This window comes from Streptomyces sp. NPDC001415 (assembly GCF_053597395.1).
The window spans coordinates 58,477-84,987 of record NZ_JBSFIE010000015.1 but is presented as its reverse complement, the minus strand read 5'-3'; the positions used below and the strand labels follow the sequence as shown (position 1 = coordinate 84,987).

Annotated in this window: 24 protein-coding genes; 15 read left to right on the top strand and 9 right to left on the bottom strand. The window is 72.2% G+C overall.

The annotated features are described in order from the left end of the window. The first annotated feature begins 123 nt into the window (after positions 1 to 123). Both ACWC2B_RS21225 and ACWC2B_RS21220 read left to right on the top strand, forming a co-directional pair. Positions 124 to 1,134 (top strand): ATP-binding cassette domain-containing protein, encoded by a 1,011-nt coding sequence (locus ACWC2B_RS21225; protein WP_450718752.1) that lies wholly within the window; start codon positions 124 to 126, stop codon positions 1,132 to 1,134. Continuing rightward, a complete protein-coding gene (locus tag ACWC2B_RS21220; RefSeq protein WP_450718750.1) occupies positions 1,131 to 1,940 on the top strand; it encodes an ABC transporter permease in 810 nt (269 codons plus the stop codon). The genes ACWC2B_RS21225 and ACWC2B_RS21220 overlap by 4 nt, the downstream gene beginning before the upstream one ends. A gap of 101 nt (positions 1,941 to 2,041) precedes the next feature. On the opposite strand, the gene ACWC2B_RS21215 is transcribed toward ACWC2B_RS21220, so the two are convergent. Next, positions 2,042 to 2,947, bottom strand: coding sequence for a hypothetical protein (locus tag ACWC2B_RS21215; protein WP_450718748.1), 906 nt, complete (start codon positions 2,945 to 2,947; stop codon positions 2,042 to 2,044). A 173-nt stretch (positions 2,948 to 3,120) separates the two neighbouring features. Here ACWC2B_RS21215 and ACWC2B_RS21210 point away from each other — a divergent pair, with 173 nt between their 5' ends. After that, a complete protein-coding gene (locus ACWC2B_RS21210; protein ID WP_450718746.1) occupies positions 3,121 to 3,846 on the top strand; it encodes a MerR family transcriptional regulator in 726 nt (241 codons plus the stop codon). Between the two features lie 99 nt (positions 3,847 to 3,945). On the opposite strand, the gene ACWC2B_RS21205 is transcribed toward ACWC2B_RS21210, so the two are convergent. Both ACWC2B_RS21205 and ACWC2B_RS21200 read right to left on the bottom strand, forming a co-directional pair. After that, complete coding sequence (locus ACWC2B_RS21205) at positions 3,946 to 4,791, bottom strand: siderophore-interacting protein (protein ID WP_450718744.1); 846 nt, start codon at positions 4,789 to 4,791, stop codon at positions 3,946 to 3,948. A 94-nt stretch (positions 4,792 to 4,885) separates the two neighbouring features. Continuing rightward, positions 4,886 to 5,794, bottom strand: a complete 909-nt coding sequence (locus tag ACWC2B_RS21200; protein WP_450718927.1) for a 5'-3' exonuclease — start codon at positions 5,792 to 5,794, stop codon at positions 4,886 to 4,888. 365 nt (positions 5,795 to 6,159) lie between these two features. On the opposite strand from ACWC2B_RS21200, the gene ACWC2B_RS21195 reads away from it, so the two are divergent. From ACWC2B_RS21195 to ACWC2B_RS21180, 4 genes are all read left to right on the top strand, one after another. Continuing rightward, positions 6,160 to 7,227: a quaternary amine ABC transporter ATP-binding protein gene (locus tag ACWC2B_RS21195; RefSeq protein ID WP_450718742.1), complete on the top strand. Its 1,068-nt coding sequence runs from the start codon at positions 6,160 to 6,162 to the stop codon at positions 7,225 to 7,227. Further along, on the top strand, positions 7,220 to 9,022 hold the full coding sequence (locus ACWC2B_RS21190; protein ID WP_450718740.1) for an ABC transporter permease/substrate binding protein: 1,803 nt from the start codon (positions 7,220 to 7,222) through the stop codon (positions 9,020 to 9,022). The genes ACWC2B_RS21195 and ACWC2B_RS21190 overlap by 8 nt, the downstream gene beginning before the upstream one ends. Before the next feature lie 213 nt (positions 9,023 to 9,235). Continuing rightward, complete coding sequence (locus ACWC2B_RS21185) at positions 9,236 to 9,790, top strand: helix-turn-helix domain-containing protein (protein ID WP_450718738.1); 555 nt, start codon at positions 9,236 to 9,238, stop codon at positions 9,788 to 9,790. Next, the gene (locus ACWC2B_RS21180) at positions 9,790 to 10,503 is read left to right on the top strand and encodes a helical backbone metal receptor (RefSeq protein WP_450718736.1); all 714 of its coding nucleotides are present in this window, start codon (positions 9,790 to 9,792) and stop codon (positions 10,501 to 10,503) included. Before ACWC2B_RS21185 ends, ACWC2B_RS21180 begins: the two co-directional genes overlap by 1 nt. Before the next feature lie 6 nt (positions 10,504 to 10,509). Here the strand turns inward: ACWC2B_RS21180 and ACWC2B_RS21175 are convergent, their stop codons facing one another. Next, positions 10,510 to 11,628 (bottom strand): TDT family transporter, encoded by a 1,119-nt coding sequence (locus tag ACWC2B_RS21175; protein WP_450718734.1) that lies wholly within the window; start codon positions 11,626 to 11,628, stop codon positions 10,510 to 10,512. Positions 11,629 to 11,698: 70 nt separating this feature from the next. Between ACWC2B_RS21175 and ACWC2B_RS21170 the strand changes: the two genes are divergently transcribed. Next, a complete protein-coding gene (locus tag ACWC2B_RS21170; protein ID WP_450718732.1) occupies positions 11,699 to 12,628 on the top strand; it encodes a LysR family transcriptional regulator in 930 nt (309 codons plus the stop codon). 7 nt (positions 12,629 to 12,635) lie between these two features. On the opposite strand, the gene ACWC2B_RS21165 is transcribed toward ACWC2B_RS21170, so the two are convergent. From ACWC2B_RS21165 to ACWC2B_RS21150, 4 genes are all read right to left on the bottom strand, one after another. Then, the gene (locus ACWC2B_RS21165; RefSeq protein WP_450718730.1) at positions 12,636 to 13,319 is read right to left on the bottom strand and encodes a GNAT family N-acetyltransferase; all 684 of its coding nucleotides are present in this window, start codon (positions 13,317 to 13,319) and stop codon (positions 12,636 to 12,638) included. A gap of 312 nt (positions 13,320 to 13,631) precedes the next feature. After that, positions 13,632 to 14,318, bottom strand: coding sequence for a gamma-glutamyl-gamma-aminobutyrate hydrolase family protein (locus tag ACWC2B_RS21160; protein ID WP_450718728.1), 687 nt, complete (start codon positions 14,316 to 14,318; stop codon positions 13,632 to 13,634). 27 nt (positions 14,319 to 14,345) lie between these two features. Beyond that, positions 14,346 to 15,812 (bottom strand): ethanolamine permease, encoded by a 1,467-nt coding sequence (gene eat / locus ACWC2B_RS21155; protein ID WP_450718726.1) that lies wholly within the window; start codon positions 15,810 to 15,812, stop codon positions 14,346 to 14,348. A 253-nt stretch (positions 15,813 to 16,065) separates the two neighbouring features. After that, positions 16,066 to 16,818: a FadR/GntR family transcriptional regulator gene (locus tag ACWC2B_RS21150; protein ID WP_450718724.1), complete on the bottom strand. Its 753-nt coding sequence runs from the start codon at positions 16,816 to 16,818 to the stop codon at positions 16,066 to 16,068. A gap of 77 nt (positions 16,819 to 16,895) precedes the next feature. Between ACWC2B_RS21150 and ACWC2B_RS21145 the strand changes: the two genes are divergently transcribed. The 5 genes from ACWC2B_RS21145 to ACWC2B_RS21125 all read left to right on the top strand — a co-directional run bounded on the left by ACWC2B_RS21145 (position 16,896) and on the right by ACWC2B_RS21125 (position 22,774). Next, a complete protein-coding gene (locus tag ACWC2B_RS21145) occupies positions 16,896 to 18,260 on the top strand; it encodes a glutamine synthetase family protein (RefSeq protein WP_450718722.1) in 1,365 nt (454 codons plus the stop codon). Between the two features lie 8 nt (positions 18,261 to 18,268). Beyond that, on the top strand, positions 18,269 to 19,639 hold the full coding sequence (locus ACWC2B_RS21140; RefSeq protein WP_450718720.1) for an aldehyde dehydrogenase family protein: 1,371 nt from the start codon (positions 18,269 to 18,271) through the stop codon (positions 19,637 to 19,639). 6 nt (positions 19,640 to 19,645) lie between these two features. Beyond that, positions 19,646 to 20,431: a 3-oxoacyl-ACP reductase gene (locus tag ACWC2B_RS21135; RefSeq protein WP_450718718.1), complete on the top strand. Its 786-nt coding sequence runs from the start codon at positions 19,646 to 19,648 to the stop codon at positions 20,429 to 20,431. Positions 20,432 to 20,551: 120 nt separating this feature from the next. Beyond that, the gene (locus ACWC2B_RS21130; RefSeq protein ID WP_450718716.1) at positions 20,552 to 21,835 is read left to right on the top strand and encodes a haloacid dehalogenase-like hydrolase; all 1,284 of its coding nucleotides are present in this window, start codon (positions 20,552 to 20,554) and stop codon (positions 21,833 to 21,835) included. Positions 21,836 to 21,856: 21 nt separating this feature from the next. Beyond that, positions 21,857 to 22,774, top strand: a complete 918-nt coding sequence (locus ACWC2B_RS21125) for a DUF2510 domain-containing protein (RefSeq protein ID WP_450718714.1) — start codon at positions 21,857 to 21,859, stop codon at positions 22,772 to 22,774. A gap of 45 nt (positions 22,775 to 22,819) precedes the next feature. On the opposite strand, the gene ACWC2B_RS21120 is transcribed toward ACWC2B_RS21125, so the two are convergent. After that, positions 22,820 to 24,022: an amino acid deaminase/aldolase gene (locus tag ACWC2B_RS21120; protein WP_450718712.1), complete on the bottom strand. Its 1,203-nt coding sequence runs from the start codon at positions 24,020 to 24,022 to the stop codon at positions 22,820 to 22,822. Positions 24,023 to 24,395: 373 nt separating this feature from the next. Here ACWC2B_RS21120 and ACWC2B_RS21115 point away from each other — a divergent pair, with 373 nt between their 5' ends. Together ACWC2B_RS21115 and mycP are read left to right on the top strand one after the other, a co-directional pair. Further along, a complete protein-coding gene (locus ACWC2B_RS21115; RefSeq protein WP_450718925.1) occupies positions 24,396 to 25,238 on the top strand; it encodes a hypothetical protein in 843 nt (280 codons plus the stop codon). 41 nt (positions 25,239 to 25,279) lie between these two features. Next, positions 25,280 to 26,500: a type VII secretion-associated serine protease mycosin gene (gene mycP / locus ACWC2B_RS21110; protein ID WP_450718923.1), complete on the top strand. Its 1,221-nt coding sequence runs from the start codon at positions 25,280 to 25,282 to the stop codon at positions 26,498 to 26,500. Positions 26,501 to 26,511: the final 11 nt, after the last annotated feature.

Below are 26,511 nucleotides of genomic sequence, written 5' to 3'. Positions count from 1 at the left end.
GACCCGACCCGCGCGGAGCAGGCCAGGCGATCGAAGGTGCGGCACGCCAAGGATAGCCCGGTGCTTCTCAGCGGAACGGTCCGTCATACCGACCACCCCAGCTCACCACAGGAGAGCCCCGTCATGAGCACCCGGGCGCCCGCAGTAGAGGCGCGCAACCTGATCAAGACGTACCCCGGTGATGTCACCGCCCTCAACGGCATGGCCGTCACCGTCGAGTCCGGCAAGGTCTTCGGACTGCTCGGCCCCAACGGCGCCGGCAAGTCCACCACCGTCAAGATCCTCACCACCCTCGCCCGCCCCGACAGCGGCACCGCGACCGTCGCCGGGCACGACGTGCTGCGCCACCCCGACCGGGTCCGCCGCACGATCGGCGTGGTGGCGCAGAAGTCCGGCGCCGACCCCGTCGCCACCGGCCGCGAGAACCTCCAGCTCCAGGGGCGCCTGTACGGGCTGACGGGCGCGGCCCTGGGCCGCCGCGTCGACGAGCTGCTCGAACGGTTCGATCTCGGCCATGCCGCCAAGCGCATCGTCAAGGGCTACTCGGGCGGCATGCAGCGCCGCCTCGACGTGGCGCTCGGCCTGGTGCACCGGCCCGAGGTGCTGTTCCTCGACGAGCCGACCACCGGGCTCGACCCCGAGGCCCGCGCCGCGATGTGGGACGAGATCTCCCGCCTCGCCGGCGACGAGGGACTCACCATCGTGCTCACCACCCACTACCTCGAAGAAGCCGACCGGCTCTGCGAGCGGATCGCGATCGTCGACCGTGGCCGGGTCGTCGTCGAAGGCACCCCGGACGAGCTGAAGGGCGAACTCCGCGGCGACGCCGTCCACGTGGAACTGCGCGAGGCCGTCACCGAACGCTCCCTGCTGCGCGACGCGCTCTCCGGGCTGCCCGGCGTGCACGAAGTGCTGCTCGACGGCCGCCGCGTCAGCGCCCGCGCCGACGACGGCGCGGCCGCCGTCCCCGTCCTGCTCGCCGCCCTGGAACGGGCCGGAGCCTTTGTCGCCGCCGCGACCGTGGCCCGCCCCTCCCTCGACGACGTCTACCTCCGCTACGCCGGACGCCGTTACTCCGAGGCCGAGGCGGCAGCCGAAGCCCCCGCCCTCGCCACCGCGGGAGAATCCCGATGAGCACCCGGTCCGCAAACCCCGCGCCCCTGCACTCCAACGCCCTCGCCCAGACCTGGTACATGACGCAGCGTCAGCTGATGGCGATCTTCCGGCAGCCCGCCTATCTCCTGATCACCCTCATCCAGCCGGTGATCTGGCTCTTCCTCTTCGGCAACCTCTTCAAGAAGGTCGTCCAGCTCGGCGGCTTCGGCACCACCTCCTACCTGGACTACCTCGTTCCCGGCATCGTGGTGATGAGCGCGCTCGGCTCCAGCATGTGGGCCGGCATGGGCACCCTGGAGGAGATCGAGCGCGGCACGCTCAACCGGTTCCTCACCACCCCGGTCAGCCGCGGCGCCCTGATGAACGCCAATGTCGTACAGAACGGCATCAGCATCGCCGTCCAGACGGTGATCATCCTGCTGCTCGGCAAGCTCGGCGGCGCCCATTACCCGGGCGGCCTCGGCGGTCTGGTCATCCTCGCCGTCGCCGCGATCCTGCTCGGCACGGTCTTCGGCGCCTTCTCCAACGCGCTCGGCATGCTGGTCCGCCAGCGCGAGTCGATCATCGGCATCAACACCTTCCTGCTGCTGCCGCTGACCTTCCTGTCCTCGGCGTTCATGGCGCCTTCCCAGATGCCTGCCTGGATGCGGCACATCGCCGACTTCAACCCGCTCAACTGGGCCATGGTGGCGGGACGTTCGGCCGTGTCCGCCGACCCCGACTGGGGCATCGTCCTCGGCCGCGGCGGCGCCCTCCTCGCCCTCGCGATCGTCGCGGTCTGGCTGTCGACCCGCACGTTCCGCTCGTACCAGAAGTCCGTGTAGCGACCCGGCCGTGTGCGCCAACTCCCTTTAGATCACAGTCTGTTGTGCGGCCCGGCCCTCCGTCGTCTCGGAGGGCCGGGCCCTTCCGCGCGCGGCGCCGGTCACGCCACGGGCTGCTTCGCCCTCTCCGGCGTACGGGTCCGGCCGTCCCCGACCGGCATGCGCAGGGCGGCGATCGTGCCCAGTGCGGCCGCCGCCGCGATCAGGCCGACGGCGCTCAGCGTCGCCGCGTCGGGGTGGATCAGCGGCTGGCCGCGCAGCGCCTGCCAGGTCAGCAGCGCGAGCACCGCCGCGTACACCGCACCCGCCACCGCGACCAGGCGGGCCCGGACGCGCTCGTCGCGGAGCCGGGGGACCCGGGCGCCCAGCGCGACGAGGCCCATCAGGGCGAGCGGGATCAGCTGGAGGGCGTGCATCCCCACGAAGTGCGGGATCCGCAGGTCGCCGCCGGTCGTGGACCAGCCGGTCAGCGGCATCGAGGGGCCGCCGTCGGGCACCCCCACGCTGTGCGCGCCGACGATGTTCGACGACCCGCGCACCTGGCCGGGCGTCGGTTGCGTCATCAGGGAGCCGAGCCCGGCGCCGACCAGGCCGAGGACCGCGCCGATCCGGATCGCCCGGGCGGACGCGCGGTCGGTGATCGTGCTGCGGAACAGGAGCACGGCGACGACCAGGGTGGCGAACCACAGGACGGCGACCGTCACCGCCATCACGTTGTAGAGCGCCGCGTCGAACGGCGTCTGGTGGTTGAAGTGGCTGCGCCTGCCGCGGATCACCTGGCCGGTGATGATCACCATCTCGATCACCCCGGTCGCCGCGACCACGGTCCCGGCCCACCGGCCCAACTTCCGCCCACGGGTGAGGAATTGGAGCATCCAGGCCAGCGTCAGGCAGTACGCCACGAACGAGACCGAGAACTTCAGCGGCTTCGCCCAGATCGGCGCGCCGACCAGGACCCGGTCGTCCGCGATCAGCCCCACCACCGACATGACGGCCAAGACGGCCATCGCCCCGGAAAAGACCACCAGCGGCCGGTGCCACGAGCGAAGAGGAATCAGAGGGGAGAAGAAGGACATGGAGCACCCCCGAGAGAATGGACAGCGGCACTATCCGCTATCCGATAGTGGGACTATCTATGATGGGGTGATGCGTTGGCAAGGCCGGATGAGGTGAACACGCGATGCGCATCGGTGAGTTGAGCCGCAGGACGGGGGTCGCGATCCCGACGATCAAGTACTACGTCCGGGAGGGGCTGCTCCCGCCCGGCGAGCTGACCAGCCCCAACCAGGCGAGCTACGGGGATTCCCACGAGCGCAGACTGCGCCTGGTGCGCGCGCTGATCGACGTGGGCGGGCTCTCGGTGCAGGCGGTCGGTGAAGTGCTCGGCGCCGTCGACGACCCGGAGCGGCCCGTGCACGAGGTGCTGGGCGCCGCGGCCAAGCGCATCGTGCCCCGGTACGGCGAGCCCGACGATCCCGAATTGGAGGCCGCGCGCGAGGACGTGGCGGCCCTGATCGAGCGCCGGGGCTGGCGCACCCGTCCGGGCGGCCCGGCCGCGGAAGCCCTGGCCGGCGCGCTCGCGGCGATGGAACGGGTCGGCCACGGCGACTTCGCGGCGGAGGTCCTCGACGAGTACGCGCAGGCGGCCGAGCGGGTGGCCGCGGCCGACCTCGGCTACGTCGGCCGCAAGGCGAGCCGAGAGGACCTGGTCGAGACCGTGGTCATCGGGACCGTCCTCGGCGAGGCGGTCTTCTCCGCCGCCCGCCGCATGGCCCACCAGGACGCGTCGGCCCGCATGTACGGCAAGGAGGGCGACGGCGGCCGGCTGCTGGGCGTGGAGGACGACGGCGGCGTACGGGCGTCGAGCGACGGCGAAGCCCCGGCCAACGGGCGGCGCCGGGCCTGAGCGACGGCGAAACCCCTGGCGTTAAAGCGGGCGCCGGGGGTGTCCAGGGGAGCAGGGGAGGGGGAGGGCTTCAGGGGCTGTGACTCACCCCCGTCCGGATCAGGCCGCCGGGGTCTCCTGCTCGCGTTCCACCTGCTCGTTCCAGTCGCGCTTCATCGCGCGCCACGCGTCGTCGTCCTGGCCCAGGCGCCAGTAACCCGAGATGGAGAGCCGCTCGCGCGGTACGTTCCGCTCGACCCGGAGCAGTCGGCGCAGCTCCTTCACGAATCCCGCCTCGCCGTGCACGAAGGCATGCACCTCGCCCGCCGGGAACTCCAAGTCCTTCACCGCGCCGACCAGTTCGGAGCCCACCGGGGCCTCGCCCCGGTGCAGCCAGGTCACCGTGACGCCGTCCGGAGTGCTGATCTTCTGCTCCTCCTCGGGGCCCGTCACCTCGACGAAGGCGTGCACCACCGCGCCCACCGGCATGCGCTCCATGGCCGCCGCGATCGCGGGCAGCGCGCTCTCGTCACCCGCCAGCAGATGCCAGTCGGCCGCCGCGTCCGGGGCGTACCCGCCGCCGGGGCCGAGGAAGCGCACCGTCTCGCCCACCTGGACGCGGGAGGCCCACGGGCCCGCGAGGCCCTCGTCGCCGTGCACCACGAAGTCGACGGTCAGCTCGCCCGCCGCCGCGTCCCAGTTGCGCACCGTGTAGGCGCGGGTGCTCGGCCACTGCTCGCGCGGGAACTCGGCGCGGATCCGCTCCATGTCGAAGGGCTCCGGGTAGCTCACGCCCTCGGCCGGGAACAGGAGCTTGATGTAGTGATCGGTGTGCTCGCCGGCGCCGAACCCGGCCAGCGACTCACCGCCGAACACGAGGCGCACCATGTGCGGGGTGAGCCGCTCGGTACGCACCACCTGCGCCTCGTTGATCTTCGGTGCCTTGCGAGACGGGCGTTCTGCCACTGTGCGCTCCCCTGGTCCAACCTGATCCACTATTAGTTAGGATTACCTAAGTTAGCACCATGGGGGCGAAAGCAGCACCTGATTAAGTGGCGCGTCACCGGCGAAGAGTGGAGAGCAGCCGGCCGGTCGCCCCGGCCAGGCCCCACTGGGCCACCAGCTCCTCCAGGGTGGCTGGATCGAGCGGCTCCGAGGGCAGCACGGGGTCGAACGTCGGCAGTTCCACGTCCATCGCGACCCGCACCACCTTCGGCGCGACGTCCAGGTAGTCGGCCGCCTCCAGGATTCCCCTGCGCTTGGCCGGGGTCAGCTTGGAGAAGCGGTCGGCGGCGGCCGCGCGGACGCCCGCCAGGTCGCCGTACTCGTTGATCAGCTGGGCCGCCGTCTTCTCTCCGATGCCCTTCACGCCGGGCAGCCCGTCGCTGGTGTCGCCGCGCAGCGCCGCGAAGTCGGCGTACTGATCGGGTCGCACTCCGTACTTCGTGCGGATCAGCTCGTCGTCGACCAGATCGCAGTCGCCCACGCCCTTGCGCGGGTAGAGCACCCGCACCCCCCGCTTGTCGTCGACGAGCTGGAACAGGTCGCGGTCGCCGGTGACGATGTCGACCGGGCCCGGCGCGAGGCCGGACAGCGTGCCGATCACGTCGTCGGCCTCGTACCCCGCGACGCCGACACGGGCGATGCCCAGCGCGTCCAGGACATCGTCGATCACCGGCACCTGAGGGGCCAGCGTGTCCGGGGTCTCCTCCTCGTCGGGCTGCCCGGGCGGGGTCTCCTCGGCCACCCGGTGCGCCTTGTAGGAGGGGATCAGATCGACCCGCCACTGCGGCCGCCAGTCCGCGTCCATGCAGGCCACGAGGTCGTCCGGGCGGTGGTCGTGGACCAGCCGGGCGATGAAGTCGAGCAGGCCGCGCACGGCGTTGACCGGCGTGCCGTCCGGAGCCCTGACCGTGTCGGGGACCCCGAAATAGGCGCGGTAATAGAGGGACGAGGTGTCGAGGAGCATCAGGCGTCGCGTCACACCCCGATGATGCCGCACCCCACTGACACCCACCTCTGACACTCACCTTTGGCACCTGCCTCGCGCCGGAAGCGCCCGTCTCGCGCCGGAAGCGCCCGCCTCGCGCCGGGAGCACCCACCTCACGCAGGAACCAGGCATCCACCTCGCGTCAGAACGGAACGCGTCGCTCGTGAACCAGTGAACTGGATCACTGTTGTGTTTGCTCCCGGTAAAGCGGGGCAGGCGCGACGCCGGAGCGGACCCAAGTATGGATTTCAACCATTTCTCGGGCTGCGGACCGAATCCGCGCCGCTCCACGGCCCGCCCGCGGGGGAGTCGGGCCGTTTTGAGTTCTACCCGTGAGGTGTATGTGTCCAGGCTGCAAGCCGAGCAGCTCTACAAGGTGTTCGGCAGACGACCCGACGAAGCCGTCCGCAAGCTCGAAGGCGGCGCGGACCGCGACGAGCTGCGGGCGGACGGGACGACCGCGGCGGTGATCGACGCCTCGTTCACGGTGGACCCCGGCCAGATCTTCGTTGTCATGGGTCTCTCCGGATCCGGTAAATCGACCCTGCTGCGCATGCTCAACGGGCTCCTGGAGCCCACCGCGGGCCGCGTGCTCTTCGACGGCCAGGACCTGACCAGCCTGTCCGCCCGTGAGCTGCGTACCGTCCGCTCCAGCAAGATCAGCATGGTCTTCCAGCACTTCGCGCTGTTCCCGCACCGCAGCGTGCTTGAGAACGCCGCGTACGGCCTCGAAGTCCAGGGCGTCCCCCGTGCCGAGCGGGAGAAGCGCGCCGCCGAGGCCCTGGAGCTGACCGGCCTCGCGGGCTGGGGCGACTCCTGGCCCGACGAGCTCTCCGGCGGTATGCAGCAGCGCGTGGGCCTGGCCCGCGCCCTGGCCACCGACGCCGACCTGCTCCTGATGGACGAGTCGTTCAGCGCCCTCGACCCGCTGATCCGGCGCGACATGCAGGATCAGCTCCTCGAACTGCAGAAGCGCCTCAAGAAGACGATCGTCTTCATCACGCACGACCTCAACGAGGCCATGCGGCTCGGCGACAAGATCGCCGTGATGCGCGACGGGCGGATCGTCCAGCTCGGCACCGCCGAGGACATCCTGCTCACCCCGGCCAATGACTACGTGGCCTCGTTCATCCAGGACGTCGACCGTTCCCGGGTGCTCACCGCGCTGTCCGTGATGACCACGCCGCACCGCCCCGACGCCGGGGACTGCGACTGCGAGACCGTGCTGCCCGACACGCCCGTCGCCGACGTGTGCACCGTCGCGGCCCGGGTCCCGCACCCGGTCGCGGTCAAGGACAGCGACGGCTCGCTGCTCGGCGTCGTGCCGCAGGAGCGGCTCATCGCCTTCCTGGGGGACGACAAGCAGGGCCCGGTCGAATGCTCGATGAAGGAGGTGGCGACGCATGCCTAGGCTGAACCTCGGCGGTTGGGTCGACAGCGCCGTCAACTTCCTCCAGAGCCATCTCTCCTGGCTGTTCGACGCCATCACCCAGGTCGTCAACGGCATGTACGACGGCATCAACGCGGTGCTCGACGCGCCGCAGCCGCTGCTCTTCGCGGGCATCCTCGCCGTCGTCGCCTGGTGGCTGCGCGGCCTGTCCGCGGGTGTCCTGACCTTCGCCGGTTTCGCGCTGATCGACTCGATCCAGCTGTGGGACGACACCATGTCGACGCTCTCGCTGGTGCTCGTCGCGGCGATCGTCACGCTGATCGTCGCGATCCCGCTCGGCATCTGGGCCGCGCGCTCCAAGACGGTCAGCGCCGTCCTGCGGCCGGTCCTCGACTTCATGCAGACCATGCCGGCGATGGTCTACCTCATCCCCGGCATCATCTTCTTCGGCGTCGGCGTCGTCCCCGGCATCATCGCCACCATCGTCTTCTCGCTGCCGCCGGGCGTACGCATGACGGAGCTCGGCATCCGCCAGGTCGACGGCGAACTCGTCGAGGCGGCCGAGGCGTTCGGCACCACGCCGCGCAACACGCTGGTGCGTGTGCAGCTGCCGCTCGCCCTGCCGACGATCATGGCGGGCATCAACCAGGTCATCATGCTCAGCCTCTCCATGGTCGTCATCGCGGGCATGGCGGGCGGCGGCGGCCTCGGCGGCGCCGTCTACCGGGCGATCGGCAACGTCGACATCGGCCTCGGCTTCGAGGCGGGCATCTCCATCGTCGTCCTGGCCATGTACCTGGACCGGATGACCGGGGCGCTGAGCCGTCAGGTCTCGCCGCTCGGCCGGCGCGCGCTCGCCAAGGCGAAGGCCGCCACCGGCGGTCTCAAGATCTGGAACTACCGTCCGCAGCCCGCCGTCGCGGTCGTCGGCGTGGTCGTCCTCGCGCTCGTCGCGGGCGGCATGAACATGTTCGGCTCCTCCGACCAGGCCACGGCCAGTGGCGCCAAGGACGTCGGCAAGGGCAAGAAGATCTCGCTCGGCTACATCCCGTGGGACGAGGGCGTCGCCTCCACCTTCCTGTGGAAGGAGCTCCTGGAGCGCCGCGGCTTCACCGTGGACGCCCGCCAGTACGAGGCCGGCGCGCTCTACACCGGCATGGCCGGCGGTCAGATCGACTTCGAGACCGACTCCTGGCTGCCCACCACCCACGCCCAGTACTGGGCCAAGTACCAGGACAAGCTGGAGGACCTGGGCTCCTGGTACGGGCCCACCTCCCTGGAGCTGTCGGTGCCGTCCTACGTCAAGGACGTCAACTCCCTGGAAGACCTCAAGGGCAAGGGCGCCCTGTTCCAGAACCGCGTCGTCGGCATCGAGCCGAGCGCCGGTGAGACCGGGATCCTGAAGGACAAGATCCTCAAGGAGTACGGCCTGGACGCCGAGTACAAGGTCGTCGACGGCTCCACGCCCGGCATGCTGGCCGAGCTGAAGCGGGCGTACGCCAAGAAGGAGCCGATCGTGGTTCCGCTCTGGTCGCCGCACTGGGCGTACAACACCTACGACCTGAAGAAGCTCAAGGACCCCAAGGGCGTCTGGGGCAAGGGCGACGGGGTGCACACCCTGGCCCGCAAGGGCTTCGCCTCCGACAACGCCGAGGTCGGCAAGTGGCTGAAGAACTTCAAGATGGACGAGAAGCAGCTCACCAGCCTTGAAGCCAAGATCCAGTCCACCGGCAAGGGCAAGGAGCAGGACGCCGTGCGCGACTGGCTGAAGGAGAACCCGGGCCTGGCCGACAAGTGGACTCCGGTCTCGTCGTAGCCGCCCGAGGAGGGGAGCCCCTCCTGTCTCCCGTTTCCGCAGCCGCGGCCGGTCCTCCGGCCGCGGCTGCGGAACGTCGTGATCCGGCCTGATCTCGTACGGAACCCTTGGCGATCTTGGCGGGACGGTCCCCTCGGGGCCCGAAGCTGCGTAGGGTGACGTGAACGCAGCCGGTGCGAACGCGGACCGAGTGACAGGGAGGGAGCCCGGGAGATGGACGACAAGGAAACTCTTCGGGTGGGGGTGGCGGTGCGGCGCCTTCGCCGCAGCCTGGGCCTCACCCTCGCCGTGGTCGCCGAGCGCAGCGGCCTTTCGGTGCCGTTCCTCAGCCAGGTCGAGAACGAGCGCGCCCGCCCCAGCGCCCGCTCCCTCCAGCGCGTGGCGGACGCCCTGAACACCACGGTCGGCGAGCTGTACGACGCCGCCGACTGCACCCGCACCGTCGACGTCGTACGGGCCGAGCCCGAGGGCGAAGAGCCCGGCGTGCGTGCCCTGCTGCGCGGCCACCACCAGCTGCACGCCATGGAGTTCACCGGCGAGCAGGACACCGGGCGCGAATTCCAGCACCGCAACGACGAGTTGATGTACGTGGCCGACGGTGCCGCCGAGGTCGAGGCCGAGGGCCGCGCCTACCGCCTGGAGCGCGGCGACACGCTGTGCCTGTCCGGCGGGGTGCGCCACCGCTGGCGGGCGGCGCTGCCCGGCACCCGCATCCTGGTCGTGGCGGTCGCCGACCACATCGAGGCCATCGAGGAGACCCGCCACTGATGAGGGTGGTCTCCCTCGTCCCGTCCTTGACGGAGGCGGTCGCGGTCAGCGCCCCCGGGCTCCTGGTGGGCGTGACCGACTGGTGCAGCCATCCGGCCGGGCTCGACGCCGTACGCGTCGGAGGCACCAAGAACCCGGATGTCGAGCGGATCGTCGCGCTCGCCCCGGATCTGGTCGTGGCCAACGAGGAGGAGAACCGGGCCGTCGATCTGGCCGCTCTCCGTGCCGCCGGGCTCGATGTCCTGGTCACCGAGGTCCGCTCGCTTCCGCAGGCCTTCGCCGAGCTGGAGCGGGTCCTGGTCGACGGCTGCGGAATCTCCCGGCCGGGCTGGCTGGACGCGGCCGAGCGGGTGTGGGCCGGGGTGCGTCCGGGCCCGGAGCGGACGGCCGTCGTGCCGATCTGGCGGCGCCCCTGGATGGTGCTCGGCCGCGACACCTTCGCGGGCGAGCTGCTCGCCCGACTCGGCGTGCACAACGTCTACGCCGATCACGCCGAGCGTTACCCGCGCATCGGCATCGACGAGCTGAACGCGGCGGGGGCCGACCTGGTGGTCCTGCCCGACGAGCCGTACCGCTTCACCCCCGACGACGGCCCCGAGGCCTTCCCCGGTCTGCCCGCCGCCCTCGTCGACGGCCGCCACCTCACGTGGTACGGCCCGTCATTGGCCGAAGCGCCGGCCGTACTCGGCGCGGCGCTTCGGGGCGGTCTCTGACGCGGGCTACTTCTTCACGGGCGCCGCGAGCAGCTTGCCGTTCATCAGCCCTCGTACGGTGTGGAAACCGGCCACCAGCCAGGCTGTCACCAGGAGGGCGTACAGGGCGACCGACAGCCAGTCGAAGGCGTGCAGGCCGGTGTGGTGGGCGAGGCCCTCGGCGCCGGTGACGCAGGTGCCGACGGGGAAGGTGAAGGCCCACCAGGTCATCGCGAAGCCCATCCCGCGCCGGGCCGCCCGGACGGCCATGGCCACCGCGAGCGCCAGCCACATCAGGGCGAAGCCCATCACGGGCACCCCGTACAGGACGGCGAAGGCGCCCATTCCGTTCGCGTAGGTGGCGTCGATCGCGCCGGGGGCCACATCGGCGAGCTTGTTCACCGCGGTGGTGGACTGGCCGAGGGGGCCCAGCACCAGGAACAGGGTGGGGGTCAGGAAGAGGGGCAGCGCGCCCCGGTGGATCAGGCGCGAGAACACCACGGGCAGGATGACCAGGGTGGCAAGCAGGCTCATGCCGAACATCGCGTACGAGCCGAGCAGCAGCGCCTCGCGGGCCTGGCCTGCGGGCAGGTGGGGGACGAGCAGGGGGCCGAGGGTCGCCGAGACCATGGGCGCGACCACGGGGAGCAGCCAGACCGGGGACGCGCTGCCGGGGGCGACGTCGTGCCGCGCGACCATCAGGTAGGGCACGGCCACGGTGGCGACCAGACCGATCAGCGTGCCCACGCCGTACAGGACCCACGCCAGGGGGACCGCGGCGGCCTCGCCGATCAGGTCGGCGCCCACCGAAAGCGAGCCGATGCCGACGGCCAGGAACGCCATGGCCAGGCAGCCGTAGAAGGGCGCCATGGTGGGGTCGAGGAGGTGCGCGCGGGCCTGGTCGCGATGGTGCAGCCAGTGCCCGGCGCGGGCCACGAGCAGCACCACGAGCATGGCCAGGGCCAGCGCCCAGACGAGCTGGAGGCCGGGGACGTGGAACGGCAGTCCCGCGCCCGCGTTGGCGACGATCGCGGTGCCCATGACCGCGGCGTACCAGTTCGGGCCGAGGTGGCGCAGGGCGGGGCGGCGCCGGGCGGCGGCGACGGGGGGCTGGGTGCGGGGGCGGGATTGCACGATGGTGGCCATGAATCCAGCTTCGTACCGGTGGTGAACCCCCGCCACGCCTGCTGGGGCTATGAGCCCATAAGCTGGCGTTATGAGCATGAACGGACCCGAGGACACCGCCCCCCTGGCCCACCGGGTGCCCGACCTGGGCGCGATGGAGCTGCTGCTCGCCGTCGCCCGGCACGGCAGCCTCGGGCGGGCCGCCCGCGACCTCGGCATCACCCAGCCGGCCGCGAGCAGCCGCGTCCGCTCGATGGAGCGCCTCCTCGGGGTCACCCTCGTCGACCGCTCCCCGCGCGGCTCCCGGCTCACCGCCGAGGGCGTCCTGGTGACGGACTGGGCGCGGCGGGTCGTGGAGGCGGCCGAGGCGTTCGACGCGGGCGCGCAGGCGCTGCGCGGCCGCCGCGACTCGCGCCTCAGGGTCGCCGCGAGCATGACCATCGCCGAGTACCTGCTGCCGGGCTGGCTGATCGCGCTGCGCGCGGAGCGCCCCGGCACCGCGGTCTCCCTCAGCGCCGGGAACTCGATGGTGGTCGCCGAGCGGCTGCTGTCGGACGAGGCCGACCTCGGCTTCGTCGAGGGCCTGGGCGTGCCCACGGGCCTGGACTCGGCGGTCATCGGCCACGACCGGCTCGTCGTGGTCGCGGCCCCCTCGCACCCGTGGGCCCGGCGGCGCCACCCGCTGCTGCCCGCCGAACTGGCCGCGACCCCGCTCATCCTGCGCGAACGCGGCTCGGGCACCCGCCAGGTCCTGGACGCGGCGCTCGCCGCCCACGGCGGACTCGCCGAGCCCCTCATCGAGCTCTCCTCCACCACCGCGGTGAAGTCGTCCGTCCTCAGCGGAGCCGGGCCCTCGGTGCTCAGCGAACTCGCGCTGGGCGAGGAGCTGGCGGCCCGGCGCCTGGTGCAGATCCCGGTCGAGGGCGTACGGCTGCGGCGCGATCTGCGCGCGGTGTGGCGCCAGGGACCGCTGCCCGCGGGGCCGGCCCGCGATCTGCTCTCGCTGACCCGCCCAACCTGACGCTCCGTCAGGCGGGCACCAGGCGGCTGCTGTTGGCGTCCTGGCGGGTCCGGGCCAGGCGCTCCTCGATGGTGTGCCGCACCATGGGCCACTCCTCGTCGAGGACCGAGTAGAACGCCGTCCCGCGTACAAGTCCGTCCAGACCCCGGGTGTGCACCCGGCGCACCCCTTCGCACACCGCGCCGAGCCGCTCGATCGCGGCGCGGGAGCGGGCGTTGCGGGCGTCGGCGCGCAGCGAGATCCGGCGAAGACGCCAGGTGTCGAAGGCGTGCTGGAACATCAGGAGCTTCGCCTCGGTGTTGATGCCGGTGCCCTGGGCGTGCGCGGAGAGCCAGGTGCCGCCGATCTCGGCCGCGTCCGGGACCGCGTCGGCGCCGCCGGTGAGCGGCCCGCGCGGCGCGGGCGGCCACACCACGGGCCCGTCCCAGTAGTCGAGTTCGCAGAACCGGGTCGAGCCCACGACCAGGCCGTCGGCGGCCCGCACGGTCGCGAACGCCAGGCTCCGCCCGGCCTCCTGGTCGGCCAGCGCGCTCTGGATGTAGGCGTGCGCGGCGTCGAGGCCGTGCGGTACGGGCGTGAAGGCGTACGAGGTCCGGTCGGCCGCCGCGGCGGCGGCCAGGGCCGGAGCGTGGGATGCGGTGAGCGGTTCGAGCCGTACGGAACGGCCCGACAGGATGACGGGTGCGGGCACGGGGCCTTCGGTCCTTCGGAGCGCGGCGGAGCTTCCCCACCGGCGGGCGGGGAGAGCGGGGACACGGAGGAACACACTGTCAGGATGTGTCCGTGAAATGGCCAGGGAAGGAACGAGAGCGCGAAGAGGAACGAGCGGCCAGGTGAAGGCGAGGAGTCTCGGGGAATCCGCCCCGCGAGGGGCGGCGAGAGGAAGATACCCGGATGATCGCCCAATCGTCACCCCCTCGGAAGAGTGAGGGTTTCCGGGCGTGTCGTACGGCCCCGGACCGCACCGGGTCCGGGGCCGTCGTGACGGGCCTGAGCTGGGGGTTCAGTGGGTGGACGCGGCCCGTACCAGCCCCTCCATGACGCGGGTGTCCTCGCCCATCTCCGGATGCCACTGGACGCCCAGGACCCAGCAGGGTCCTGGCAGTTCGGCCGCCTCGACCGTGCCGTCCTCCGCGTGGGCCGAGGCGATGAGACCCGTGCCGAGCCGGTCCACGCACTGGTGGTGGTAGGTCGGCACGTCCGCGGCCTCGGGGACCAGCGTCGCGTAGAGCGTGCCCGGCACCGGCTTGACGGTGTGCTCGCCGAACACGCCCCGGCCGCCGGTGTGCCCCTCCAGGTGCTGGACCAGGGTGCCGCCGAGCGCGACGTTGAGGAGCTGGAGGCCACGGCAGATGCCGAGCAGGGGGGTGCCGGCGGCCAGCGCCGCGTCGATCAGGGCCAGCTCCCAGGCGTCCCGCTCGCGGGCGGGGGGCCCGGTACGGGGCGACGGCTCGGCCCCGTACCGGACCGGCTCGACGTCCGCCCCGCCCGCGATGACCAGGCCGTCCAGGCGCGCCACGACTTCGGCCGCGGCCGCCGGGCCGTCGTCGGGCGGCAGCATCGCGGCGAGCCCCCCGGCCGCCCGCACGAGCCGGGGATATCCGGCGGGCAGCAGGGCGGCGGGCAGGTCCCACACGCCCCACTTGGCGGGCTCCAGGTACGTACTGATGCCGATGAGCGGCTTGGACACGGTGGCGGTCTCCGTTCGTTGAGCGGGTCAGTCCCGGGCGAGCTCGGCCTCGGCGGCGGCCAGGGCGGCGAACTCCTCCTCGGGCGCGTGGGCGACCAGACGGTGGCGACTGTAGAAGGCGAAGTAGGCCAGTGCGATCGCGTAGACGCCGAGTGCGATGAAGGCCGCGTCCTTGTCGACCAGGAACGTCGCCACGAGTGCGAACAGGGCGAGCACGAACGCGACGGACGAGGTCAGGACGCCGCCGGGCGTGCGGTAGGGGCGATCGAGGCCCGGCTCGCGGCGGCGTAGGACGATGTGCGAGAGCGCCATCAGGGCGTAGGAGATGGTGGCGCCGAACACCGCGACGTTCAGCATCCGGCCGCCGTTGCCGCTCCAGGCGGCCAGCGCGAAACCGATCGCGCCCGGGATGAGGAGGCCCAGATAGGGGGATTTGCGGCGGCTGGTCAGGGACAGGAAGCGGGGCAGGTAGCCGGCCCTCGACAGGGCGAAGAGCTGGCGCGAACCCGCGAAGATCAGCGAGAAGAACGACGCGACCAGGCCCGCGAGCCCCGCGTAGTTGACGAAGCGGCTCAGGGCGGTGGGGCCGCCGTCGCCCTGCAGAGCCACGACCAGCGGGTTGCCCGCGTCCTTGATGGCGGCCGAGCCGTGCGCCCCGGTCGCGGCGAAGAAGGTCACCACGGCGAGCAGCACGAGGATCGACAGGGAGATGGCGAGCGCCCGCGGCATGGACCGCACCGGGTCCTTGGCCTCTTCGGCCGCCAGCGGCACCCCTTCGACGCCGAGGAAGAACCACATGCCGAACGGGAACGCGGCCCAGATGCCGAGCACGCCGAACGGAAGCCATGAGTTGGACCCGAGCGCGGAGGTGTCCACCGGGATGTCGTTGAGGCGGGACGCGTCGAAGCCGGTGAAGGCGCCGACGGCGAAGACCAGCAGGGCGGCGACCGCGATCGCGGTGACCACGAGGCTGAAGCGCAGCGCCTCGCCGACGCCCCACAGATGGATCCCGATGAAGATCGCGAAGCAGGCGAGGTAGACGGGCCAGCCGGAGGTCAGTCCGAACAGGCCGAGCGACTGGACGTAGTCGCCGATGAAGAGCGAGATCGCGGCGGGCGCCAGGATGTACTCGATGAGGATCGCGGTGCCGGTCAGGAAGCCGCCCCAGGTGCCGAGCGCCCGCCGCGCGAAGCCGTAACCGCCGCCCGCGGTGGGCAGGATGGCCGACAGCTCGGCCAGCGAGAACACCAGACAGGCGTACATGACGCCCATCAGGACGGTGGCCGCGGCCAGGCCGCCGAAGCCGCCCTTGGAGAGGCCGATGTTCCAGCCGGAGAAGTCGCCCGAGACCACATAGGCGACGCCGAGCCCGGTGAGCAGCAGCCAGCCGGCGCTGCCGCGCCGCAGCGTGCGCCGGTGCAGGTAGTCGGCCTGGGCGTCCTCGGCGGACGCAGACGGTGCGGTGCGCAGATCGGTGTCGGTGCCCTCGGCCATGAGCCGCTCCAGGTGATCGTCAAGGAAGATCAGGTCAATGGTTCGGCTGCATACCTTTGCTGGAGGGTGGGGTGGAGTGCAAGAGGTGTACGTAAAACCGCGGTTACGGAAGGGGCGGGTGAAGGCCGGGGGCGGGGAGGGCGGGCGGGCTCAAGTCGGTCCGGCGCGCCTCGGGTTGGCTCAGGCTCGGGCCGGCTCAGGCCCAGGCTCGGCTCGCCCCGGGCTCAAGTGGCTCCGGTCCGCTCGGATCGGCTCAGGTCAGGAAGCCGCGCAGCAGCGCCGCCGTGCCCCCGCAGTGCTCCCGCATCACTTCGCGCGCCCCGTCCGCGTCGCCGTCCAGCACCGCCTCGACCAGCGCGGTGTGCTGGTGCTGGGAGTGCTCCAGGTTGCGGACCAGCAGCGGGATGCAGTCCAGGAGGTCGTTCACGGTGGCCCGGACCGCCGCGTACTGGGCGGTGAGCGTGGGCGATCCGGAGAGCTCGGCGAGCGTGAGGTGGAGCAGGGTGTCCTGGCGGCGGTAGTCGGTGAGCTCGGCGTCGTGGGTGGCGGTGAGCGCGGCCCGCAGCCGCTCGGCGCCCTCCTCGGTCAGCCCGTGCGCCGCGCAGAGCCCGGCCGCGCCGACCTCCAGGACCTCCCGGAAGCGCAGGATGTCCTCGACGTTGACCGAGGCGGTCCGCCGGCGCAGCTCGTCCTCGCCGCCCTCGGCCGCGCGGGGCAGCACGAACGTGCCGCCGTAGCGGCCGCGCCGGCTCTCCACCAGGCCCTGGTCCTGGAGCACCTTGAGGACTTCGCGCAGCGTGACCCGGCTGATCCCCATCCGCTCGGCCAACTCCCGCTCGGAGGGCAGCCGTTCACCGGGCGGGACAAGGCCCAGGCGGAGCAGCTGGAGAATCTGCTCCAGCGCTTCCTCGAAGCCGTTCCCGGCTCGTACGGTCCGCAGTACGGGGACGAGCGTGTCCGGCGTCCGGGCGTCCGGACGGTCCGCCGAGTCGATCTTCTTCGCCACGTCGCGGATCCCCCTTCCCAATCAATGGTCTTACCCCATACCTTATGGCTCTCGGCTGACCCAAGGAGGAGCTTCCCGTGGCAGACCGCACACCCCCGCTCTCGATCGAGGAGCTGCGCACCCTCGTCGCGAGCGGTGAGATCGACACTGTCGTCCTCGCCTTCCCCGATATGCAAGGGCGACTGCAGGGCAAGCGCTTCGCGGCCGGGTTCTTCCTCGACGAAGTCCTGGCGCACGGCACCGAAGGCTGCAACTACCTGCTCGCCGTCGACACCGAGATGAACACCGTCGACGGCTATGCGATGTCGTCCTGGGAGCGCGGCTACGGCGACTTCGCCATGCACGCGGACCCGGCGACGCTGCGCCGCGTCCCGTGGAACGAGGGCACGGCGATGCTCATCGCCGACCTCGGCTGGAACGACGGCTCGCCGGTCGTAGCCGCCCCCCGCCAAATCCTGCGCCGCCAACTGGAGCGGCTCGCCGAGCTCGGCTACACCGCCCAGGTCGGCACCGAGCTGGAGTTCATCGTCTTCAAGGACAGCTATGAGCAGGCCTGGGACGCCGGCTACAAGGGCCTGACCCCGGCCAACCAGTACAACATCGACTACTCGGTGCTCGGCACCGGCCGCATCGAGCCGTTGCTCCGCCGCATCCGCAACGAGATGCAGGCCGCCGGCCTGACCGTCGAGTCCGCCAAGGGGGAGTGCAACCCCGGTCAGCACGAGATCGTCTTCCGTTACGACGAGGCCCTGGTCACCTGCGACCAGCACGCCATCTACAAGACGGGCGCCAAGGAGATCGCGGCCCAGGAGGGCGTCTCGCTCACCTTCATGGCCAAGTACGACCAGCGCGAGGGCAACTCCTGTCACATCCACCTCTCGCTCACCGACGAGAACGGCCGCAATGTGATGGCGGGCGACGGGCCCGACCACATGTCGCCGGTCATGCGCCACTTCCTGGCCGGACAGCTCGCGGCCCTGCGCGACTTCTCCCTGCTGTACGCGCCGAACATCAACTCCTACAAGCGCTTCCAGCCGGGCTCCTTCGCGCCCACCGCGGTCGCCTGGGGCCACGACAACCGCACCTGCGCCCTGCGCGTCGTCGGCCACGGCGCCGGCACCCGCTTCGAGAACCGGCTCCCGGGCGGCGACGTCAACCCGCACCTCGCGGTCGCCGGACTCGTCGCGGCCGGCCTGTACGGCATCGAGAACCAGCTCGAACTGCCCGAGGCCTGCACCTCGAACGCCTACGTCGGCGACTACGCCCACGTCCCCACCACCCTGCGCGAGGCCGCCGAGCTGTGGGAGAACAGCCCCATCGCCAAGGCCGCCTTCGGGGACGAAGTCGTCGCGCACTACCGCAACATGGCGCGGGTCGAACTCGACGCGTTCGACGCCGCGGTGACCGACTGGGAGCTCCGCCGCTCCTTCGAACGCCTGTGAGGAACGACGTGACCAGCGCATACGAGCTTCAGGTGCTCAACCCGGCCACCGAGGAAGTCATCGCGACGGTCCAAGGTGCGACCTCCGCCGATGTCGACGCGGCGGTCGTACGGGCCCGCTCCGCCCAGCGCGGCTGGGCGGCCGCGGCGCCCGCCGACCGGGCCCGCCTCCTTCGCCGCTTCGCGGCCGTCGTCGACGAACACGTCGAGGAACTGGCCCAGTTGGAGGTCCGGGAGGCCGGGCACACCATCGGCAACGCCCGCTGGGAGGCGGGCAACGTCCGCGATCTGCTCGACTTCTCGGCCGGGGGAGTGGAGCGCCTGAGTGGCCGTCAGATCCCGGTCGCGGGCGGCCTCGACATCACGCTCCTCGAACCGCTCGGCGTGATCGGCGTCATCGCCCCCTGGAACTTCCCGATGCCGATCGCCGCCTGGGGCACCGCCCCCGCGCTCGCCGCGGGCAACGCGGTGATCCTCAAGCCCGCCGAGACGACCCCACTCACGGCGCTGCGCCTGGCTGAACTCGCCCTGGAAGCGGGGCTTCCCGAGGGCCTCTTCCAGGTCCTGCCGGGTGCGGGGGCGGTCGCGGGCGACGCGCTCGTCGAGCACCCCGGCGTCGCGAAGATCGTCTTCACCGGGTCGACCCGGGCCGGCAAGCAGATCATGGCCAAGTGCGCCGACCGCGTGAAGCGGGTCACCCTCGAACTCGGCGGGAAGAGCCCCAACATCGTCTTCGCCGACGCCGACATCGAGGCCGCCGCCCTCGCCACCCCGATGTCGTTCCTCGACAACTCCGGCCAGGACTGCTGCGCCCGCACCCGCATCCTGGTCCAGCGCAGCGCGTACGACCGCTTCATGGAGCTGCTCGCCCCCGCCATCGCGGAGATCGTGGTCGGCGACCCGGCCGACGAGAAGACCCGGATGGGCCCGCTGATCTCGCGCGTACAGCTGGACCGTGTCCGCTCGTACGTCCCCGACGACGCACCCGGCCTGCGCGGCAGCGCACCCGACGGGCCCGGGTTCTGGTTCCCGCCGACCGTCCTGATCGGCCTGGACGCGGACGCGCCCGCCGCCGTCGAGGAGGTCTTCGGGCCCGTCGCCGTCGTCCTGCCCTTCGAGGACGAAGAGGACGCGGTGCGGCTCGCCAACGCCACCGAGTACGGGCTGTCCGGCTCGATCTGGACCCGCGACATCGGCCGCGCGCTGCGCGTCTCGCGGGCCGTGGCGGCGGGCAACCTCTCCGTCAACTCCCATTCCAGCGTGCGCTATTCGACCCCGTTCGGCGGCTACAAGCAGTCCGGCCTCGGCCGCGAGCTCGGCCCCGACGCCCTGACCGCTTTCACCGAAACCAAGAACGTCTTCATCAGCACGGAGGCCTGAACCCCTATGTCTTCTGACGACATCATCTGCCGCCGCCTGGTCGGCCGCACCGCCGTCATCACCGGGGCCGGCAGCGGCATCGGCCTCGCCACCGCCAGGCGGCTCGCCGCCGAGGGCGCCAACGTGGTGTGCGGCGACATCGACGAGAGCGCGGGCAAGGCCGCCGCCGAAGCGGTCGGCGGCACCTTCGTGAAGGTCGACGTCACTGACCAGGAGCAGGTCGAGGCGCTCTTCAGGACGGCCTTCGACACCTACGGCAGCGTCGACATCGCGTTCAACAACGCGGGCATCTCGCCGCCCGACGACGACTCCATCCTCACCACCGGGCTGGACGCCTGGCGCCGGGTCCAGGAGGTCAACCTCACCTCCGTCTACCTGTGCTGCAAGGCCGCGCTGCCCTACATGCAGCGCCAGGGCCGGGGCTCCATCATCAACACCGCCTCGTTCGTGGCCATCATGGGCGCGGCGACCTCGCAGATCTCGTACACCGCGTCCAAGGGCGGCGTGCTCGCGATGTCGCGCGAGCTCGGCGTGCAGTTCGCCCGCGAGGGCATCCGCGTCAACGCGCTCTGCCCGGGGCCGGTCAACACCCCGCTGCTGCAAGAGCTGTTCGCCAAGGACCCGGAGCGGGCGGCGCGCCGCCTGGTGCACATCCCGGCGGGCCGGTTCGCCGAGGCCGACGAGATCGCCGCCGCGGTCGCCTTCCTCGCCAGCGACGACTCGTCCTTCATCAACGCCACCGATTTCCTGGTCGACGGCGGCATCTCCGGGGCGTACGTCACGCCCCTCTAAACCCAGCCAACCCCCGTTGTTCACCTGGGGGCCACGCACCCGGCAGCCGGGCGTCGCACGACGCCCGGCTGTGCTGTCTAACGTCCGCGATGATCGTCCCGACGACAGGAGTTCCTCAGCGTGTCCAAGTCCCCCGCCGCCCGCCGACTGCCGGTCCTCGCCGCGGCGCTCTCCATAGCCGCCGGCGGCCTCGTCGCCGCCCAGCCCGCCGAGGCGCGGACGCCCCACTGCCCGCAACTGACCATCTCCGACGGGTGGTACGGGGACAACCAGGACCGGATCCAGGACCTGATCGACACCTACGGAAAGTGCGGAACGGGCGCGGGCCACGGCAAGAAGCCGGTCGCCGTCTTCGACTGGGACAACACCGTCGTGAAGAACGACGTCGGCGACGCCACGATGTACTGGCTCCTTCGCCACTCCAAGATCCGGCGCCCGGCGAGCGACGACTGGCACACCACCAGCCGCTACCTGACCGACGACGCCGCGAAGTCCCTCGCCGCCGCCTGCCCGGCGGGCACCTCCACGACGCTCCCGACCGGCACCGACACCACCTGCACCGACGAGATCCTCGCGGTCTACGGCGACGGAAAGACCGGCAAGGGCGCCGCCGCCTTCACCGGGTACGACCGCCGCACCATCGAGCCCTCGTACGCCTGGCTCGCCCAGCTCCTGCACGGCTGGACCCCGGCCCAGGTCAAGTCCTTCGCGAGCGCGGCCCGCACCGAGAACCTCAACGCCCCCGCCGACGCCGTCCAGACCGTAGGCAGCAACAGCAAGGCGACGGCCTGGGTGCGCTACTACGACCAGCAGCGCGACCTGATCCGTACGCTGAAGAAGGCGGGCTTCGACGTCTGGATCACCTCCGCCTCGCCCGAGCCCGTCGTCGACGTGTGGGCGCGCGGCGCGGGAGTCGACCCGGACCATGCCATCGGCATCCGCTCCACCACCGACCATGGCCGCATCACCTCGCATCTGAAGGGCTGCGGCTCGGCCAAGGACGGCGACGACTCGGTGATCACCTACATCGACGGCAAGCGCTGCTGGATCAACCGGGAGATCTTCGGTGTGCGGGGCGCCGCGGCCGAGAAGGTGCAGCCCGCGGCCGGCCGCCAGGTGTTCGCGGCCGGCGACTCCGACACCGACGTCTCCTTCCTGCGGGACGCCACCGGCCTGCGGCTCGTCCTGAACCGCAACAAGAACGAGCTGATGTGCCGGGCGTACGACGACAGCGACGGCCGCTGGATCGTGAACCCGATGTTCATCGAGCCGAAGGGCCGGAAGGCGGCGGCCTACCCCTGCGCGACCACCGGCTACACCGACCACGACGGCACCCCGGCCCCGGTTCGGCGCGCCGACGGCTCGATCGTCCCGGATCAGAAGGACTCGGTGTACGCGGGCTGAGCCGGGTTCTAGGGTGTGCGCATGACCATGACGACGCCGCCCGGCTGGTACCCGGATCCGGGCGTGCCCGGCACCGAGCGATGGTGGGACGGCACCGCCTGGACCGGCCACACCAGAGCGCCGGGCGGGCAGGCGTTCGGCTCGGCCGAGCCCGTCACCGTGGTGGCCGCGCCCGCCGTCCGGCGGCGCGGCCCGCTGGTGGCGATCGGCGCGGTCGCCGTGGTCCTGGTGGCAGCGATCGCCGCTGGGGTCGCCGTCCTGGGCCAGGGCGACGACGGGCCGCACACGACGAGCGCGAGCAAGAGCGCCACGGCGCCGGTGGCCGTCAACTCACCTTCGGTGAAGCCGAGTTCGGGGCCGTCCGACGATCCGCGCACCCTCGTCGACCAGCTCAACGGCATCACGCTGCCGATCCCGGACGGCTGGGAGAAGAGCGACGACGCGGTGACCAGGCTCGTCACCATGGCGACCAAGGACACCTACAACTGCCCCGGCGACTCCGGATTCTGCCACCACGGCAAGGTCACCACCTCCACAGCCACCATGACCGACCTCAAGACCGCCGAGGCCGTCGCCAAGAACGACATCACCGACGCCGCCAACGACGCCTACGACCACGACCCGATCGGCTCCCGCCCCTACGGCGGCATCACCTCGCACCGCGAGGTGAAATCCGGCTCCGTGGTGGTCGACGGCCGCACCGGATACCTGGTGCGCTGGGAGGTCAAGACCGGCGCGGGGCCCGGCGGCTACGTCGAGTCGCTCGCCTTCCCCTCGACGGTGGGCAGCGAGGCGATGGTCATCGCGCGGTTCGCCTTCGACGCGGGCCCGGACGGCCCACCGCTCGCCCTCATGGACACCATCACCCAGGGCATCGCGCCCATCGGCGGCAGCCAGAACGGCGGGGTCGGCAGCAGCCTGCCCCCGCCGTCGCTGTGAGCGGGCCGTGAGCCGGCGGTGTCCGGCGGGCCAGGGCCGCGACGCCTAGAGGAACGTGCGGCCCTCGCCCCGGTACGTCGGCACGGTCGCCGTCACCCGGTCGCCCTCGACCAGCTGCAACTCCTCGAAGCGCTCGCACAGTTCGCCCGCCTTGGCGTGTCGGAACCACACCTTGTCGCCGATCAGGAGATCGTCCGCGGGGGAGCCGAGCAGCGGCGTCTGCACCTCGCCCGCGCCCTCCTGCGGGTCGTAGCGCAGCCCCTCCGGCAGATACGGCACCGGCAGCCGGTCCGCGCCGGGCGCGCCCGAGGCCGGGTATCCGCCGCCGAGTACCGTGACGACACCGACGCCCGGCCGGCGCACCACCGGCTGGGCGAACAGCGCGGCCGGACGCCCGCTGAACGACGTGTAGTTGTCGAAGAGCCGCGGCACATAGAGACCCGAGCCCGCCGCGATCTCGGTCACCGCCGCCTCGGCCGCCGTGTGCTGCACACTCCCGGTGCCGCCGCCATTGACGAACTCCAGGTCCCCCGCGACCGCCCGTACCGCGCGCACCACCGCGGCCCGCCGCGCCGCGAGCTCCCTGCGTGCCGCGGACTGCATCAGCCGGATCGCACGCGAACGCACCGGACTGCCCGCCACCGCGTCCCCGACCCCGGCCACATGACCCTCGTACGCCATCAGCCCGACCAGGCGGAACCCGGGCCGCCGGGCCACCGACCGGGCCAGTTCCGCGAGTTGGGCGGGGGAGCGCAGCGGGGAGCGGCGGGCGCCGACGCGGACCCGGCCGCCGAACAGCTGGAGCGAGGTGTCCAGTTCCAGGCAGACCCGCACCTCCAGGCCGTCGCGCTCACGCGCCCGGTCCACGAGGTCGAGCTGCGCCGGGTCGTCGACCATCACGGTGATCGCCCCGGCCAGCTTGGGGTCCGAGGTCAGCTCGGCGAACCCAGCCCGGTCCGTGGACGGGTAGGCGAGGAGGACGTCCTCGAACCCGGCCCGCGCCAGCCACACCGACTCGGCGAGCGTGAACGACATCAGCCCCGCGAACCCCGGCCGGGCGAGCGCCCGCTCAAGCAGCGCCCGGCACCGCACCGACTTGCTGGCGACCCGGATCGGCTTCCCGGCCGCCCGGCGGACCAGATCGTCCGCATTGGCGTCGAACGCCTCCAGATCGACGATCGCGACGGGGGCGTCGAGATGAGCGGTCGCCCGGTCGTACCGGGCGCGGTCAGCGGCGCGGGGAGTCATGGCGGAAGCCTGCCAGAACCGGTTACCACAAGGTAGGGGACGACCGGTGCGGATGTGGAAGCCGGGCGGCCGGTCTGCACCCGCACAGGATCAGCCCGTAGAGTGACGCCCGAGCGGCAACGGGCTGAGCTGGACGGCAAGAGGGGCACGAGGGGGGCGGATGACCACCGACGCACGACCCCCGGGCACCCCTCAACTGCCGCCGCCCGCACCGGAATCCGAGCCGTCCGAGGCCTTCGCGCCGACCCCGGCGCCGCCCGAGCCCGAGGGGCCCGCGAGCCGGCTCCGCTCGGCGCTCGACCTGATCGATCCGGGACCGGTCCTCCCGAACACCCCCATACCGCCCAGATCTTCGACCCCCGCGCCCCCCGAGATACCCCCGCTGCCGGCCGCCCCGCCGAAGCCGCTGCTCCCCCCGGAACCCCTGTCCGACGAGCCGGGCCCGCTGCGACCGGTCCCCGAGCGCAGGCCCGGCGTCGTGGCCGCGGCCGCCGTCTGCGTGGTCCTGGGCGCCGGACTGATCGGCGGGGCGGCCGCGGGCACCTGGCTCGGCGACGGCTCGGACGGGCCCGCAGCCCGCAGCAACTACACGGCCGCCCGCGACCTGTGGCACAGCGTGCCCGTCGACACCCTCTTCCCGCGCACCATCCGGGGCACCGGCGCCGGCCCCGGCGGCGCCGACCGCGAATGGACCCGCACCGGGGTCGCCCCGGACGGCGACTGCGCCGGCGCGCTGGACCCCCTGCTCCTCAAGGTCCTCGAACCGGTCGGCTGCGCCCGCATGGTGCGCGCCACCTATACGGACGCCACCGCCACCAGCGTGACCACCGTCGGACTGGTCTTCACCCAGGCCGAGCCCGCCGCGATGACCGCCCTGGCGAACCGGTTCTCCCACGAGAAGCTCGGCGACCGCCCCGACCTGATGCCGCGCACCTACCCCGTCAAGGGCGGCGCGGCCGCCGGGTTCGGCGACAAGCAGCGCGCGAGCTGGACCGTACGGGTCCTCACCGACGCCCCCGTGGTCGTCACCGCCGTCTCCGGCTTCGCCGACGGCCGCGCCATCGCGACCCCCCAGTCCGCCGAACGGGCCACGGCCGACGGCGCGAGCGGCCCCGTGGCCGAGGCGGGCCTGGGCCACGACGCCAAGGGCATAGCCGACAACGTCGAACGCGGCCTGCGCAAGAAGGCCGCCGCAAGCCCGGAGCCCGCCCCGTGACCAAGCCGCCCGAGCCCCTGCCGCCCGAGCGGCTGCCGTCCATGACCAAGCCGCCGGCCGACGAGCCGCCCGTGACCAGGCCGTCCCGCCGGCTGCGCCGCACCGGCGCCCTCGCCTCGGCCGCCGCGCTCACCCTGCTGCTCTCCGCGGCCCCGGCCCACGCCGACGGCATCCGCGACCGCCAGTGGGAGCTCACCGCCATGCACACGCAGCAGGCGTGGCGTACGACCAAGGGCAAGGGCGTCACGGTCGCCGTCCTCGACACCGGCGTCGACGGCAGCCACCCCGACCTGGCCGGTCAGGTCCTGCCCGGCAACGACCTCGTCGGCTTCGGAGCGGGCCAAGGGAGCCGCGACTGGGCCCGGCACGGCACCGCCATGGCCGGCATCATCGCGGGCCACGGGCACGGCGCGGACAACCAGTCCGGGGTGCTCGGCATCGCCCCCGAAGCCAGGATCCTGCCGGTCCGGGTCATCCTGGAGTCCACCGACCCGGCCCGCAAACAGGCCCGCGAGACCAAGGGCGGCGCGCTCGCCGACGGCATCCGCTGGGCCGCCGACAACGGCGCCGACGTCATCAACCTCTCGCTCGGCGACGACAGCGCCTCCGCCCACCCCGAGCCCGCAGAGGACGCCGCGATCCAGTACGCGCTCGGCAAGGGCGCCGTCGTGGTCGCCTCCGCGGGCAACGGCGGAGACCAGGGCGACCACATCTCCTACCCGGCCGCCTACCCCGGTGTCATCGCGGTGGCCGCCGTCGACAAGAACGGCACCCACGCCTCCTTCTCCACCCGCCGCTGGTACGCCACCGTCAGCGCCCCCGGCGTGGACGTCGTCATAGCCGACCCGGACCGCAAGTACTACGAGGGCTGGGGCACCAGCGCCGCCTCCGCGTTCGTGTCCGGCGCGGTCGCGCTCGTACGCTCCACGAACCCCGGCCTCAGCCCCGCGCAGATCAAGAAGCTCCTTGAGGACACCGCCCGCAACGCCCCCGAGGGCGGCCGGGACGACGCCCGGGGCTACGGCATGATCGACCCGGCCGCGGCCCTCACCGCCGCCGCCAAGCTCAAGCCCGCCGGCCTGCGCTCGGAAGCGGCCCACGGCACGACGTACTTCGGCGGCGGCCCCGACGCACCCGTAGCCTCCGACGACCCGGCGAACTGGCTGGCCCCGGTCTCCGCGGGCGCCGGCCTCCTGCTGCTCGTGACCGGCGTGGCGCTCTGGCGCTCGACCCGGGTCCGGACCCCGCGCGAGTGGCTCTGAGCCGGGAGGCC

Bases quoted from the DNA above. Each gene is read 5' to 3' on its own strand.
- ACWC2B_RS21225 (WP_450718752.1), top strand. From the start codon at position 124: ATGAGCACCCGGGCGCCCGCAGTAGAGGCGCGCAACCTGATCAAGACG.
- ACWC2B_RS21220 (WP_450718750.1), top strand. From the start codon at position 1,131: ATGAGCACCCGGTCCGCAAACCCCGCGCCCCTGCACTCCAACGCCCTC.
- ACWC2B_RS21215 (WP_450718748.1), bottom strand. From the start codon at position 2,947: ATGGCCGTCTTGGCCGTCATGTCGGTGGTGGGGCTGATCGCGGACGAC.
- ACWC2B_RS21210 (WP_450718746.1), top strand. From the start codon at position 3,121: ATGCGCATCGGTGAGTTGAGCCGCAGGACGGGGGTCGCGATCCCGACG.
- ACWC2B_RS21200 (WP_450718927.1), bottom strand. From the start codon at position 5,794: ATGCTCCTCGACACCTCGTCCCTCTATTACCGCGCCTATTTCGGGGTC.
- ACWC2B_RS21190 (WP_450718740.1), top strand. From the start codon at position 7,220: ATGCCTAGGCTGAACCTCGGCGGTTGGGTCGACAGCGCCGTCAACTTC.
- ACWC2B_RS21185 (WP_450718738.1), top strand. From the start codon at position 9,236: ATGGACGACAAGGAAACTCTTCGGGTGGGGGTGGCGGTGCGGCGCCTT.
- ACWC2B_RS21180 (WP_450718736.1), top strand. From the start codon at position 9,790: ATGAGGGTGGTCTCCCTCGTCCCGTCCTTGACGGAGGCGGTCGCGGTC.
- ACWC2B_RS21175 (WP_450718734.1), bottom strand. From the start codon at position 11,628: ATGGCCACCATCGTGCAATCCCGCCCCCGCACCCAGCCCCCCGTCGCC.
- ACWC2B_RS21170 (WP_450718732.1), top strand. From the start codon at position 11,699: ATGAGCATGAACGGACCCGAGGACACCGCCCCCCTGGCCCACCGGGTG.
- eat (WP_450718726.1), bottom strand. From the start codon at position 15,812: ATGGCCGAGGGCACCGACACCGATCTGCGCACCGCACCGTCTGCGTCC.
- ACWC2B_RS21135 (WP_450718718.1), top strand. From the start codon at position 19,646: ATGTCTTCTGACGACATCATCTGCCGCCGCCTGGTCGGCCGCACCGCC.
- ACWC2B_RS21125 (WP_450718714.1), top strand. From the start codon at position 21,857: ATGACCATGACGACGCCGCCCGGCTGGTACCCGGATCCGGGCGTGCCC.
- ACWC2B_RS21120 (WP_450718712.1), bottom strand. From the start codon at position 24,022: ATGACTCCCCGCGCCGCTGACCGCGCCCGGTACGACCGGGCGACCGCT.
- mycP (WP_450718923.1), top strand. From the start codon at position 25,280: ATGACCAAGCCGCCGGCCGACGAGCCGCCCGTGACCAGGCCGTCCCGC.